The 12,510-nt window shown below is 63.5% G+C and carries 11 protein-coding genes; 7 read left to right on the forward strand and 4 right to left on the reverse strand.

Features of this window, described 5'->3' with window-relative positions:
• Positions 1-68: 68 nt before the first annotated feature.
• A complete protein-coding gene (locus BRA1417_RS40670) occupies positions 69-1,118 on the reverse strand; it encodes a hypothetical protein (RefSeq protein WP_245286261.1) in 1,050 nt (349 codons plus the stop codon).
• Positions 1,119-1,426: 308 nt separating this feature from the next.
• Here BRA1417_RS40670 and BRA1417_RS0122410 point away from each other — a divergent pair, with 308 nt between their 5' ends.
• Complete coding sequence (locus BRA1417_RS0122410; RefSeq protein ID WP_027517743.1) at positions 1,427-2,155, forward strand: haloacid dehalogenase type II; 729 nt, start codon at positions 1,427-1,429, stop codon at positions 2,153-2,155.
• A 30-nt stretch (positions 2,156-2,185) separates the two neighbouring features.
• Here BRA1417_RS0122410 and BRA1417_RS0122415 read toward each other — a convergent pair whose 3' ends face one another.
• From BRA1417_RS0122415 to BRA1417_RS0122425, 3 genes are all read right to left on the reverse strand, one after another.
• The gene (locus tag BRA1417_RS0122415; protein WP_027517744.1) at positions 2,186-4,006 is read right to left on the reverse strand and encodes a peroxidase family protein; all 1,821 of its coding nucleotides are present in this window, start codon (positions 4,004-4,006) and stop codon (positions 2,186-2,188) included.
• A 191-nt stretch (positions 4,007-4,197) separates the two neighbouring features.
• A complete protein-coding gene (locus tag BRA1417_RS0122420) occupies positions 4,198-5,169 on the reverse strand; it encodes an MBL fold metallo-hydrolase (protein WP_027517745.1) in 972 nt (323 codons plus the stop codon).
• 185 nt (positions 5,170-5,354) lie between these two features.
• Complete coding sequence (locus BRA1417_RS0122425; RefSeq protein ID WP_156948851.1) at positions 5,355-6,020, reverse strand: GntR family transcriptional regulator; 666 nt, start codon at positions 6,018-6,020, stop codon at positions 5,355-5,357.
• 116 nt (positions 6,021-6,136) lie between these two features.
• Here BRA1417_RS0122425 and BRA1417_RS0122430 point away from each other — a divergent pair, with 116 nt between their 5' ends.
• The 6 genes from BRA1417_RS0122430 to BRA1417_RS0122455 all read left to right on the forward strand — a co-directional run bounded on the left by BRA1417_RS0122430 (position 6,137) and on the right by BRA1417_RS0122455 (position 12,508).
• Complete coding sequence (locus BRA1417_RS0122430) at positions 6,137-6,931, forward strand: enoyl-CoA hydratase/isomerase family protein (RefSeq protein ID WP_027517747.1); 795 nt, start codon at positions 6,137-6,139, stop codon at positions 6,929-6,931.
• Between the two features lie 9 nt (positions 6,932-6,940).
• On the forward strand, positions 6,941-8,200 hold the full coding sequence (locus BRA1417_RS0122435) for a CaiB/BaiF CoA-transferase family protein (RefSeq protein ID WP_027517748.1): 1,260 nt from the start codon (positions 6,941-6,943) through the stop codon (positions 8,198-8,200).
• Between the two features lie 52 nt (positions 8,201-8,252).
• Positions 8,253-9,245, forward strand: a complete 993-nt coding sequence (locus BRA1417_RS0122440) for a tripartite tricarboxylate transporter substrate binding protein (RefSeq protein ID WP_027517749.1) — start codon at positions 8,253-8,255, stop codon at positions 9,243-9,245.
• A gap of 193 nt (positions 9,246-9,438) precedes the next feature.
• Positions 9,439-9,921 carry a tripartite tricarboxylate transporter TctB family protein gene (locus BRA1417_RS0122445; protein ID WP_027517750.1) on the forward strand — a complete coding sequence of 161 codons (483 nt, stop codon included), beginning with the start codon at positions 9,439-9,441 and terminating at the stop codon, positions 9,919-9,921.
• A gap of 11 nt (positions 9,922-9,932) precedes the next feature.
• Positions 9,933-11,507, forward strand: coding sequence for a tripartite tricarboxylate transporter permease (locus BRA1417_RS0122450; protein ID WP_027517751.1), 1,575 nt, complete (start codon positions 9,933-9,935; stop codon positions 11,505-11,507).
• Positions 11,504-12,508: a 4-hydroxythreonine-4-phosphate dehydrogenase PdxA gene (locus BRA1417_RS0122455; RefSeq protein ID WP_027517752.1), complete on the forward strand. Its 1,005-nt coding sequence runs from the start codon at positions 11,504-11,506 to the stop codon at positions 12,506-12,508. Before BRA1417_RS0122450 ends, BRA1417_RS0122455 begins: the two co-directional genes overlap by 4 nt.
• Positions 12,509-12,510: the final 2 nt, after the last annotated feature.

The following is a 12,510-nucleotide window of genomic DNA, read 5'->3' on the forward strand; positions in this document are numbered from 1 at the left end:
GTTCGGCGAATTTTAGCCGGACGTCGTCGCGTACAGCACCAGGATGGACATGATCCATCGCGTGTCCACTAAGGGCTGCGCGGTGCGGCCGGCATGAACAAGAACGCGTCGCACAAGGTCAGAGCGAGTTGGAGCGCGTCTTGGAGCTGGCGAACTTCCCCAGCCCAAGGCAGCAAGAAAGACCTCGCTGACGCAATGTCTCCGCTCGATAGCGCGCGGCGCGCATTCGTGTCCGCCTCGGCGTAGGCGTCGGTCGCGAGCATTTTGGACAGCTCCTGCGACACGCCGCCATCGAGGCTCTCCAGGCGAGTTTCCGAAACGTAGTGATCTGGCCGCAGCTCTATGAGATTTTCGGACTTCGTCGGATCGAAAAGCCCGACCTTGCCCAGCATGATCAGAAGCGGGTGATTTCGCGCGAGAGATGACGGAATGATCTGGTAGGTCTTGAGCCTTCCAGCTCGGTCTTGAAGAGAAAAGAACGAGATAACCGGCCCGATCCGAAAGCGCGAATTGCGATGGAGCACCGCAACGTGATGATCGACCTCGGAGTCGGCCTCGAACACGGCACCGCTCTTGGGCCCGGCCTCAATGCCGTTTGCGATCAGGTAGGATGAAAGGCCGGCAACGCGGGCTGTGACGGTGCGTTCATCGAGCCCGTCCACCTCAAATTCGATCTCGCGTCCGATGAATGCGGATAGTCCGGTCGTGTAGGCCCCAATCGTCTTGCCGCTCACGAAGTGAACAATCTCCATCCACAATCCGAACGGATGATCCGGAAACGGCTCGAACGAGCGGCGTGACTGCTCAAGCCACATCTCGGGCGAGCGGCCGACAATGCCGCGCCAGACGACGCCGAGACAGCCGGGAAGTGCTTCGAGCACGGCGCCGACAAAGGCGGTCGTAAGGCGCACACTCTCGGCGAACCCAAGCGCTTTCGTTTGGGGATTGTCTTCGGCGGACCCCATTGTCGCGACGACAAGGTGCGCGCGGTGGCGGCCGGCGGCGTGGAAAGCGTCGGGCCATACCCGGGAGGCCTGCTGCCACAGCCGCTGATCGTAGGGCATGGGTGCGGGCATCAAGAGGATGGTCATGAGATGATCGCCGACGCGGATGAACATCGGACCGTCGGTATCGTTACTTGGTGCGACTGGGCTGCGGTCCCACCGCAAGCCAGGATGACGAACGCGTAACGTCTCGATTAAAGATGCCTCGTCCGGAAGGCGGGCATCCTCAAGCAATATACATGCAACAGGGATGGTCATGGCAGATGCGTTTGCGCTCCGACTGGTTTAGGCGGGCAACTCGCTCGTCTTGGACGTGCTTGGTGTGGCGGACTAGCGCTATTGTTGCATGGAAAGGATCATGCTTTAAAGCCCTTCATCTGAGACGAAGCCACCCGGAGCGCGGGCTATCCGCGAAGCCAAGCATGACCACAACATCCGACCTCACCGCCGTCAAAGCCCTGGTGTTCGACGTGTTCGGCACCGTCGTTGACTGGCGCACCAGCCTGATCACGGACTTCATGTGGTGGGCGAGGGGCCGCGGCATCACTGCCGACTGGACCGCTTTGGTCGACGGCTGGCGCGGCATGTACATGGCTTCGATGGATGACGTGCGCCAACATCCCGAGCGCGGCTATGTCATGCTCGATGATTTGCATCGCCGCTCGCTGGAAAAACTGGTGGCGCAATTTTCGATTCGAGGCCTGACGGACGCCGATCTCGATTACCTCACCAAGGGCTGGCACCGCCTGCACCCGTGGCCCGACAGCGTCGCAGGCCTGACGCGGTTGAAGACAAAATTCGTGATCTCGCCGCTGTCGAATGGCAATGTCGCGCTGCTCACCAACATGGCGAAGTTCGCAGGGCTTCCCTGGGACCTCATCATGTCGGCTGAGCTGTTCGAGCACTACAAGCCCGATCCCGAAACCTATCTCGGCGCCGCGCGCCTGCTCGGCCTCAAGCCGGAAGAGGTGATGATGGTCGCCGCCCACAACGGCGATCTCGCCGCCGCGCAGAAGAACGGGCTGAAGACGGCCTTCGTGGCGCGGCCGACTGAATACGGTCCGCTTCAGAAGGTCGATTTCGAGGCCACCGGCAATTGGGACATCGTCGCCAAGGATTTTGGCGGGATCGCCGACAAGCTCGGGTGTTAGAGCAGCTGCGACTTTGCAGAGCGCCAAGGCTCAGCGTCGCAGCACGTTCCACGGGGCGAAGGCGTTGTTGACGCCCTCGAGCGCCGGTCCGAGTTGCGGCACATGCCGCAGCAGCACCGATTTCATTCCGTTATTGTGGATCCAGTCCAGACCGAAATTGGTGTAGACTTCCGCCCGGTAGTCATCGGTGAAGAACCGGTCGCTCTTGAGGCGCCGCGATGCCATCAGGATGAAAATGCGGAAGGCGGTATCGCTGAAGCCGAAACCGTCCGGCAGGTCCTCGGCCAATAGTCCGACCATCAGATCAACGCGATCGACGTCGCCCTTGTAGATCGCGCGCATCTTCCCGGCCGCGCCGGGGATGCTGGTGATTTCCTCGAACGTCTTGACCCGCTTTTTGCCGACCAGTTCGCGGAACCGATTGTAGCGCGGCACGCCGCGCTCGCGATCACGCATGATGTCGATCGCTGCCACGTCGAGCAGCGGCTGGTCGTCTTTCGTGAACCGGCGCAGAAAGTTGGGATAATTGTGGAGGCGAATGGCGCCGGGATGAGCGGTGCCGAACGAGTACAGCAGGTCGACGAAGCCGTGAGTCTGCATGAACTCCCGGGAGGCGCGCCCCTGCATATTGACCAAGTCGCTAGGGGTAATCTCTGTGCTATCGAGCCGCCGTACATCCATCGTTTCGGGGATCAGCGGGTGCAGGCGGTAGACAGCGGTGAATTCCTCGGTCATCGCGTAGGGCGCGCTGTGCTGATCCGTCGGAGAGCCGATGATGCCAAAGGCGGCTTCGCTGTTCTTGCCGAGCACGGCGCGCAGCACCCGGCACGGGATCCCCGACCAGTTGGCGTGCATGCTGAAATCCAGTGCGGGATGGCCGAGGATGCCTGGCGTCCATTCGATGGTGTGGATCTTGGCGATCAGGGCCGCGTTGATCAGGCGAGCGCGCTGGAATAGCTCCTGGTCCTTCCAGGTCGGATACCGCGCCTTCAAGCCGTCGCAGATGACATTGTGCTCGCGTGCGAAGAGGTTGTGCAGCAGGCTGAGCCCCACCCACCAATTGTCGTTGAAGCCGGTGAGATCGGCGCCCGGATGCACCGGATCGGCTGGAAGCATCCCATCATTGCCGACTGCGATCTTCCCATCTGCCCGCGAACGGATCTGCATCTGCCTCGCGCGGTCGTTGCCGTAGATCTGTCCGGCATCCCACCAGTGCGAGTTGAGATTGCGGAACGTGGGGGTCGCGCCGAGCCATGGTTCACGTGGCGTCTCGTCGCAAACGGTCCGACGGATCTTCATGCAGCCGTCGATCCGCTCATCCGCAGGCCATTCGTCGTGTGGCTTCAGCGGAATTTTGAACTCGTTTCCCGACTTAGGGGCCCCATGGCTGAACCAATTATGGGTTTCGAACTGGATCCAGGCGGCGGCCAGCAGATTGAGGCTGGTCGCGGGAATGAATTCGTGGCGCGCCAGCAATTCCTCCGAGATCACGCGCGGATTGGGTTCGAGCAGGTCGTCCAGGCGGTCCGGCACGCATTCGGGCAGCGCGAAATTGCGTCCGAACCGGGCGCCAGCCATCCCCATGCGCGGATGGTCGAGGCTGTTGAACGAGCCGTCGGCGGAACGCCAGCGGTCATTGCCCGTGCTCCAGCGAGGCGATGTCGTGCCGTAGCCGGTATGGTGCAGATTGTGCTCCCGCAGCCGATCGCGGAACGCCGAAAGATTGGCAGCTCCGAGCAGCCTCGGCAGTTTGTCCCATCTGACAAAGAAGTTGATGGCCCGATAGACAACATCCGGGACCCATTGGAGCAGGCCACGATGGAAGACAAAACCATCGTTCTCGCGGGACATTGACGCTCCCAAACAAATTCACGTCAATAAATTCGATTTGCAATTAGTAGATGTAGTTCAATAGCACCAAAATGTCCGCTTGCCAACGCCGCCGGAGACATTGCGGATTGTAGTTGCTTGCCGGTCAGCCGGACAGCGGTGATCGTTCGGGCGGTCCGGGCGGCGCGTACGCCACCCGGACCTGATCCGACCTACAACGTCATCTGCATCGGTTCGGGATAATAATGAAATCCTTCGCCGGCCTTGGCAACGTGACCATAGCCCGGCCATGCGAAGTGATAGGACATCACGGGCGTCTTATTCGCCGCAAGCATGGTCAGCAGCTTGACGCGCGACTCGGCCGCCTGCTTGGGATCGGTGTCGTAGGAGAATTCCATCCGCGGCCGCTCGAGCAGCAGGACGGGATGGTGCGAGAGGTCGCCCATGAAGGCGAAGGACTTGCCGGCCGACGAGACCATGAAGATGGTATGGCCGACGGTGTGACCGGGCGCTGCGATCGCCTGAACGCCGGGCAGGAATTCCTGGCCATCCTTGAAGAACACGATGCGGTCGCGCACCGGCAGCAGGTTCTTGCGGGCGTGAACGACGAAATCCTTGGCCGCGCTGCCGAGCTTGCCTTCGTCGGTCCAGAAGTCGAAATCGGTCTGCGAGATGTAGATCTGCGCGTTCGGAAACAGCGGCTTGCCGCCGTCGTCCACGATGCCGCCGATGTGGTCGATATGGGCATGCGAGCAGACCACGGCGTCGATGTCGCCGGGCTTGATGCCGGCCTCGGTCATGCTCTTCTGCTGCCGGCCCGTGCTGGCGCCGAACATCTTGGATGAGCCCATGCCGGTATCGAACAGGATGAGCTTGTCGCCGGTGTTGACGATCGGCGAGTTCTGCTCGAGCACGACATTGTCCGGCGACAGGAAATTGTCGACGAGCATCTTCTTCACCTCTTCCTTGGGAACGCCGGTGAAGGTCCCGGAGGGGTCGCCGAGCGGAAGCGGTCCGTCGGACACGATGGTGACTTCGGCATCACCGAGAACGAAGCGGTGCCAGTAGGGCGTCTGGGTGCCGAGCTTGGGAGCGCGCGCCATCGCGCTGCCGCCGAGCATTGCGCTGGCACCAAGGCCAGCCCCGAGGGTCAACAAGGACCGACGTGAGACATCGATTGTCATGCGTTTCCTCCGCTTTTGTCTTTTGTTTGCGCAATTGTTTGCGCCTTACTTTCGGCCTCGGCCGATCGCCTCGCGTCAGCACGATCCGTACGGCTGAATGCAATCAATGATTGTGTCGCGATTGTGTCTCTTGACCGCGCGTTGTAGCGGGACTGCAAGTTTCTTTCTGCGCCGCGAATACCGTCTCACGCAATCCGCGGCACCAGGTCACTGCCTTCCGTTTCGGCAAAGCCCGCCTGCAAAACCTCTTCCCGCTTGTGGCGTAGATGCGCGCGCAGGATATGGGCGAGGCCGACGCCGTCGCGCCTCTGCAGGGCATTCAGGATGGCATCGTGCTCCTTCACGGCGACGGCCCAGCGCTCGGGCGTCATCGGCGTGACATAACGCGCGCGCCGGATGCGCGCGGTCACGGACGCATACAACCCCGCGAGCACCGGGTTTCCGGCCGCAGCGACGATGCCTTCGTGAATGGCGCGGTTGCCGCGATAGTACTGGATCAGGTCGCCGTCACGATAATGCCGCACCATGTCCGCGTGCGCGTCGGCGATCGAGGCGATCTCGGCATCGGTGATGCGCTCGCAGGCGAGTTCGCCGGCGAGCGCCTCGAGACCCTGGCAGACCTCGAACAGGTCGCGCATATCCTTGTCGGTCAGTTTTGCCGCGCGCGAGCCACGGTGGGGCAGGAGCTGCACGAGTCCTTCGGCGGCGAGCACCTTGAGCGCCTCGCGTAGCGGCGTGCGCGATATCTGCAGGCGCTCGCACAGCTCGCGCTCGGGAATCCGCGCGCCCGGCGGGATTTCGCCGTCGAGCAGGATGGCCCGGATGCGGCCGACGACTTCCTCATGCAGCATGGGTCTGAAGTCCATTTGAATGCAAAAATGAAGATATATGCCGACTGAGGCAAGTTCCAGCTTGTAAATCGACAATTTTGCATTCAAAAATGTAAAAAACAGAAGGACATGAGGAAATGGACCAGCAGGTGGAGACGCCAGACCTCGTTTTCGAGCGTCAGGACGGTATCGGGCGGATCACCTTCAACCGTCCGCAGGCCCGCAACGCCTTCACCTTCGCGATGTACGAGCGGCTTGCCGCGATCTGCGAGGAGATCAACGACGATCACGCGATCAAGGTGCTGGTGCTGCGCGGGGCCGGCGACAAGGCGTTTGCCGCGGGCACGGACATCAATCAGTTCCGCGATTTCAAGTCGCCGCAGGACGCGATCGACTACGAGAACCGCATCGATCGGGTGCTGACCACGCTCGAGCAGTGCCGCGTGCCGACGATCGCGGCGATCAACGGGTTCTGCACCGGCGGCGGCGCGGGCATTGCCGCGGCCTGTGATCTCCGCATCGGCACCCAAACCGCGAAAATCGGCTTTCCCATTGCCCGCACGCTCGGCAATTGCCTGTCGATGTCCAACGTCAGTCGTCTCACCGCGCTGATCGGCGCTGCCCGCGTCAAGGATCTGATCTTCACCGCCCGCCTCGTCGACGCCACGGAGGCCGCCAGTGTCGGACTGCTCGGCGAGGTCGTCGAGGATCTCGCCGCGCTCGACCGGCGCGCCGACGAGGTCGCCCGGCTCCTGGCTAGCCACGCGCCGCTGACGCTGAATGCGACCAAGCAGGCCGTGGCGCGCCTGCAAAGGCGGCTGACGCCGGACGAGGGCGAGGACCTCATCCTGATGTGCTACACGAGCCAGGATTTTCGCGAAGGGCTCGATGCTTTCCTCACGAAGCGCGCGCCGCAATGGCGCGGCCAATAGGAGGCCCCGATGCAAAGCGATCGATCGCAATCAACCTCCGCCCGTTCGGGGCCGCTTGCCGGCCTCAAGGTCATCGATCTCACCCATGTCATGGCAGGGCCGACCTGCACCTTGATGCTGGCCGACATGGGCGCCGACGTGATCAAGATCGAGAAATCGCCGAACGGCGACGACACCCGCCATTCGGTGCCGCCGAAGATTGGCGACGAGGCGGCCTCGTTCCTGATGATGAACCGCAACAAGCGCGGCATCGTGCTGGACCTGAAGACCGATGGCGGCAAGCAGGTGTTGCGGCGGCTGATCGCGGACGCCGACGTGCTGGTCGAGAACTTTGCGCCGGGCGCCATGGAGCGCCTCGGCTTCGGCTACGAAGACCTGCACAAGCAGCATCCGACGCTGATCTATTGCTCGCTGTCGGGCTTCGGCCGCACCGGGCCCTACAAGCATCGCCGCGGCTTCGATCTGGTTGCCCAGGCCATGAGCGGCATCATGAGCTTCACGGGCGAACGTCCCGATGGTCCGCCCGTGAAATGCGGCCCGCCGCTGTCCGACATCACCGCCGGCCTGCTGGCGAGCATGGGCATCCTCGCGGCCTACACGCACCGTCTCAAGACCGGCGAAGGGCAGTGGGTCGAGACCTCGCTCTATGAGGCCGCGCTGGTGCAGACCTACTGGCAGTCGACCATCGCGCTCGCCGCGGGCACTGCGCCTCGCGCCATGGGTTCGGCCCATCCGCTCAACGCGCCATATCAGGCCTTCGAGGCCTCCGACGGCTGGCTGGTGGTCGGCGGCGCCAACAAGAAGCATTGGCTGTTGATGCTGGACGCGCTCGGTGCGAGCGAGCTCGCCTCCGATCCGCGTTTCATCAACGGCGCCGACCGCATGGCCAATCTGAAGGAGCTCGAAGCCGTCCTGAGCAAGCGCTTCCGCACCCGGACGCGGGCGCACTGGCTCGCGGCGCTGGACGAGAAGGGCGTGCCGTGCGGACCCGTGCACGACATGCTGGAGGCGCTCAGCGATCCGCAGACGCTGGCGCGCGAGATGGTCGTCGAGGTCGAGCATTCCACACTTGGTCCGGTGAAGACGATCGGCTTGCCAGTCAAGTTTTCGGAGACCCCAGGCAAAGTGCGTACGGGCGCGCCGGTCTACGGTGAGCATACAAGCGAGGTGCTGGTCGAGCACGGGTTCGACCAGAAGCAGATCGAAGCGCTCGAACAAGAAGGCGCAATCGTCCTGGCATCGGGAAGACGCGAGGAACGCGTCGCCTGACCGGGCGTCGAAAACGACAAGAACAAGAGACAAAAATCAGCTGGAGGACATCATGGGTCGGACGTCAACATTTCTGCTCTCCGCAGCCGCAACCGTGCTCGCCGGCACGATGCCGGCGCTCAGTGCCTGGCAGCCGCAAAAGCCGATCGAGTTCGTCGCGACCGCCGGGCCCGGCGGCGGCACGGACAATCTCGCGCGCGCCGTGCAGAACATCATCACCAAGCACAAGCTGGTGGAGCAACCGATCGTCGTCGTCAACAAGGGCGGCGGCAGCGGCGCGGAAGGCTATGTCTACGGCAAGGCCTCTGCCGGCGATCCATACAAGGTGATCTTCGGCACGTCGAATGCCTGGCAGCAGCCGCTCGTCTCCAAGGTCGCCTTCAACTACACCGATCTCACTGCGATCGCGGCAATGGCGCAGGACGAGTTCCTGCTCTGGGTCAAGCAGGACGCGCCCTACAAGACGGCGGGCGACTATCTGAAGGCGGCCGCATCAGGCGAGTTCAAGATGGGCGGCGCGCAGTCGAAGGATACCGACGAGGTGCTGACCCGCATGATCGAGAAGGCCGGCCACATCAAGCTGACCTACATCCCCTTCAAGAGCGGCGCCGAGACCGCCGTGCAGCTCGCCGGCGGACACCTCGACTCCCATGTCAACAATCCCAGCGAAAGTCTCGGGCAATGGCGCGGTGGAACGCAACGACCGCTTTGCGTTTTCAGCCCGAAGCGGCTGCCGCAGGGCGCCAAGGTCACCGCGACCGAAGGCTGGGGCGACGTTCCGACCTGCGTCGAGCAGGGCCTCGACATCAAGCAATATGAGCAGCCGCGGACAGTGTGGCTCCCAGGCAAGGTCACCCCGGATCAGGCCGCGTTCTATGTCGATCTGATGAAGAAGGTGCAGGCGACGCCGGACTGGAAGGACTACATCGAGAAAACCTCCCAGGTCGACACCTTCCTGACCGGCGCCGAACTCGACAAGTTCATCAAGGAGGACCTCGAGCACGTCAAGCAGGTCGCAGGCGAGCAGGGCTGGTTGGTCAAGTGAGGCGGCCGATGGCGTTCGATTGCGCAGCCGAGCTCAACCACCGTCCTCGTCCTGAGGAGCCCGCCGCAGGCGGGCGTCTCGAAGCATGGCCGCGGATGGGATGTCGCCCGGAGCCGTCCTTCGAGACGCCCGCCAAGGCGCGCTCCTCAGGACGAGGACTGAGCAAACATCTGGCGTTTCGCTGGAGTGGCCCATGATATCGCGCCGCGCTCTCGAACTTGCGACCGCAATCCTCACCGGCAGCTTTGGTGTGGCCGTCGTCGTCTCCAGTCTCGATAACGGCATCGGCTGGTCGAGCGCGGGCGTGGACGCCGGGACGTTTCCGTTCCTGACCGGGATCATCATCGTGCTCGGGAGTCTCTACAACCTCGCGCGAGGTGTCATGCCGGCCGCGACGCTCGCCAGCGTCCCAATTGCCATCACATCGATCGAGCTGCGCCGGCTTGCCGGCCTGTTCGTGCCGGCCGCGATTTTTGTGGCTGCGATCCCGTTAGCCGGGATGTACGTTGCCTCAGCTCTGTACATCTTCGCGGTGCTGGCGATCCCCCGACAACAATCCGTGCCGCGCGCGCTTGGCATGGCGGCGGCGACAGCGCTCGCGCTCTACGTCGTGTTCGAGCGCATGTTCCAGGTGAGCTTGCCGCATGGCGCGCTCGCCGCGGCGTTCGGCTTCTGACGGAGAGGCCGATGGACAATCTTGGAGAACTCCTTCACGGCTTCAGCATCGCGATCACGCTGCCGCATCTGGCGCTGATGGTGATCGGCGTGCTGCTCGGCATTCTCGTCGGCGTGCTACCTGGGCTGGGTGCTCCGAACGGGGTGTCGCTGCTGTTGCCGCTGACCTTCGGCATGCAGCCGGTCTCCGCCATCATCCTGCTCTCCAGCATGTATTGGGGCGCGTTGTTCGGGGGATCCGTGACCTCGATCCTGTTCAACATCCCGGGCGAGCCGTCCTCTGTCGCCACCACCTTCGACGGCTACCCGATGGCGCGCGACGGCCGTCCGACCACGGCCCTCGCCACCGCCTTCGGCTCGGCGGCGTTCGGCGCGCTGATCGGCGTCATCCTGATCACCTTCCTCGCATCATGGGTGGCGCAGGTCGCACTCGCCTTCGGGCCGGCGGAATATTTCGCGGTCTATTTCCTGGCCTTCGCCAGCTTCGTCGGCATGGGCGGGGCGGCGCCGATCAAGACCGTCGTCGCGCTGGCGATCGGCTTCGCCATTGCCGCCATCGGCATCGACACCGTTTCCGGCAGCGTGCGTCTCACCATGGGCGTCGACGAACTGGTCAAGGGCGTGAACTTCGTTGTCGCGGTGATGGGGCTGTTCGGCATCGGCGAGCTGCTCGTCGCCGTCGAAGAGGAGTTTCATGCCCGCGCGGTCTCGTCGAAGATAGAGTGGCGCGAGGTATTTCGCGCGATCGGCCGCCTGCCGCGGCATAGCGTGGCACTGCTGCGCAGCGCGGCCATCGGATGCTGGATGGGGATCACGCCAGGCGGCCCGACCGCGGCATCCTTCATGAGCTACGGCATCGCCCGCCGCTTCTCGCGCCGCGGCCGATACTTCGGCACCGGAGAGGTCGAGGGCATCATCTCGCCGGAGACGGCCGATCATGCCGCCGGCACCAGCGCGCTTCTGCCCATGCTCTCGCTCGGCATTCCCGGCTCGGCCACTGCGGCCGTCATGATGGGCGGGCTGATGATCTGGGGCCTCAATCCCGGGCCGATGCTGTTCGTCGACCAGAAAGACTTTGTCTGGGGCCTGATTGCCTCGATGTATGTCGGCAATATCGTCGCCGTTGTGCTGGTGCTGCTGACCGTGCCGGTCTTCGCGGCCCTAATGCGGATTCCGTTCGTGATCATCGCGCCCCTGATCGTGATCATCTGCGTCGTCGGCGCCTATTCGGTGTCGAACTCCTATCTCGACGTCGTCATGATGCTCGGCTTCGGCATCGTCGGCTATCTCTTCAAGAAACTGTTCTATCCGCTGGCGCCGCTCGTGCTCGCGATCGTCATCGGTGACAAGGCCGAGGATGCGTTTCGGCAGTCGATGCTGATGTCCAAGGGATCGCTCGGGATATTCTTCGCCAACAAGCTGGTGACATGCCTGATCGTGGCCGGTATCGCGCTGTTGCTGCTTCCGCTCGTGCTGCAGCTTGCGCGCGTGCTGCGCAAGCCTGCGCGGTCCGCTGACGAGATGACAGCCCAAGAGAGAGCTCGAGAGAGAGCTCAAGAGACCGCTCGGGAGAAAGTGATCATATGACCGCAAAGCCGCTCATTGCATTGGCAATGGGAGATCCCGCCGGCATCAGCCCGGAACTGACCGCCAAGCTCGTGGTGCAGGACGACATCCGCGCCCGTAGCCGGATCGTCGTCATCGGCGATCGCCGCATCTTCGACGCGGGCACGCGCATTGCTGGCGTCAAGCCGGAGCTGACAACAGTGGAGCAGGGGGCGGACTTGCGCGCGGCGAACGGCGAAATGCTGTTCGTCGATCTCGGGCACCTCGATCCCGGCGACATCAGGCAGGGGATCGCGAGCCTTGCCGGCGGCAGGTTTGCGCTCGCCAACTACAAGCAGGCGCTCGAACTCGGCCGCGACGGCCGGCTCGACGCCGTCTGTTTCACGCCGTTCAACAAGCAGGCGATGCGGCTGGCCCGCGCCGAGTATGACGACGAGATCGCGTTCTCCGCGGAAGTGGTCGGGCTCAAAACCGCCGCAAGCGAGTTCAACGTGCTGGACCGGCTCTGGAACGCCCGCGTGACGTCCCATATCCCGCTCAAGGACGTCGCCGCGCGACTGTCCGGCGAACGCATCCATCGCGCGCTCACGCTGACCGATGCCTGCATGCGCAATGCCGGCTTCGTCCGGCCGCGCATCGCGGTCGCCGGCCTCAATCCGCATGCCGGGGATGGCGGCAATTTCGGCCGCGAGGAGATCGATGTCATCGCGCCCGTGGTCGCGGCCGGCCAGCGCGAGGGTATCGCCGTGGAGGGGCCGTTTCCCGCCGACACCGTGTTCCTGCGCGCCAAGGGCGGCGCCTTCGATGCTGTGCTGACGATGTATCACGATCAGGGCCAGATCGCGATGAAGCTGATGGGCTTCGATCGCGGCGTGACCTTGCTCGGCGGCTTTCCGTTCCCGATCTGCACGCCCGCCCACGGCACCGCCTACGACATCGCCGGCCAGGGCATTGCATCAATCGGCGCCAGCCGCGCCGCAGTGTTGCTCGCTGCGGAGATGGCGGCGCGTCGCCTCGCGTGATC

It is taken from the genome of Bradyrhizobium sp. WSM1417 (assembly GCF_000515415.1).
Lineage (GTDB): Bacteria > Pseudomonadota > Alphaproteobacteria > Rhizobiales > Xanthobacteraceae > Bradyrhizobium.

What these genes read in the sequence shown, in the direction of transcription:
- BRA1417_RS40670 (WP_245286261.1), bottom strand. Translation starts at nt 1,118, where the DNA reads ATGTTCATCCGCGTCGGCGATCATCTCATGACCATCCTCTTGATGCCC.
- BRA1417_RS0122410 (WP_027517743.1), top strand. Translation starts at nt 1,427, where the DNA reads ATGACCACAACATCCGACCTCACCGCCGTCAAAGCCCTGGTGTTCGAC.
- BRA1417_RS0122415 (WP_027517744.1), bottom strand. Translation starts at nt 4,006, where the DNA reads ATGTCCCGCGAGAACGATGGTTTTGTCTTCCATCGTGGCCTGCTCCAA.
- BRA1417_RS0122420 (WP_027517745.1), bottom strand. Translation starts at nt 5,169, where the DNA reads ATGACAATCGATGTCTCACGTCGGTCCTTGTTGACCCTCGGGGCTGGC.
- BRA1417_RS0122425 (WP_156948851.1), bottom strand. Translation starts at nt 6,020, where the DNA reads ATGCTGCATGAGGAAGTCGTCGGCCGCATCCGGGCCATCCTGCTCGAC.
- BRA1417_RS0122430 (WP_027517747.1), top strand. Translation starts at nt 6,137, where the DNA reads ATGGACCAGCAGGTGGAGACGCCAGACCTCGTTTTCGAGCGTCAGGAC.
- BRA1417_RS0122435 (WP_027517748.1), top strand. Translation starts at nt 6,941, where the DNA reads ATGCAAAGCGATCGATCGCAATCAACCTCCGCCCGTTCGGGGCCGCTT.
- BRA1417_RS0122440 (WP_027517749.1), top strand. Translation starts at nt 8,253, where the DNA reads ATGGGTCGGACGTCAACATTTCTGCTCTCCGCAGCCGCAACCGTGCTC.
- BRA1417_RS0122445 (WP_027517750.1), top strand. Translation starts at nt 9,439, where the DNA reads ATGATATCGCGCCGCGCTCTCGAACTTGCGACCGCAATCCTCACCGGC.
- BRA1417_RS0122450 (WP_027517751.1), top strand. Translation starts at nt 9,933, where the DNA reads ATGGACAATCTTGGAGAACTCCTTCACGGCTTCAGCATCGCGATCACG.
- BRA1417_RS0122455 (WP_027517752.1), top strand. Translation starts at nt 11,504, where the DNA reads ATGACCGCAAAGCCGCTCATTGCATTGGCAATGGGAGATCCCGCCGGC.